Source organism: Cytobacillus oceanisediminis 2691 (assembly GCF_007678455.1).
Classification (GTDB): Bacteria; Bacillota; Bacilli; order Bacillales; family Cytobacillaceae; genus Mesobacillus; species Mesobacillus oceanisediminis_A.
The window spans coordinates 1-260 of record NZ_VEEP01000263.1 but is presented as its reverse complement, the minus strand read 5'-3'; the positions used below and the strand labels follow the sequence as shown (position 1 = coordinate 260).

1 pseudogene is annotated in these 260 nt (G+C 40.4%); it reads left to right on the top strand.

Annotated features, from left to right (window positions below):
* Window positions 1-60: 60 nt before the first annotated feature.
* A pseudogene (locus tag FS736_RS25605) lies at window positions 61-260 on the top strand (hypothetical protein); the annotation flags it as partial.

Sequence of the window (260 nt, the reverse complement as noted above, 5' to 3'; positions counted from 1 at the left end):
TTCGCAGGAGGAGATGTGATTTTGCTTATCGGCTGAGGATTATGGCTTGAAGAGGTTAGAGAGGTATACAAATATGCCTGTGAAGAAGGATTGGAGTGCGTTGTTGAGATGGATGAGGAAAAAGAGGTGGAAAAGGGTATTAATATAAAAGGTGAAGTGATGGGAATGAAGAATGGTGATTTAAAAAGATTGGAGGTGTATGTTGAAAATAGGGAGAAGGTTGGAGTTGGTTGTGGTAGAAAAGAGAGTGCGGAAAAGTT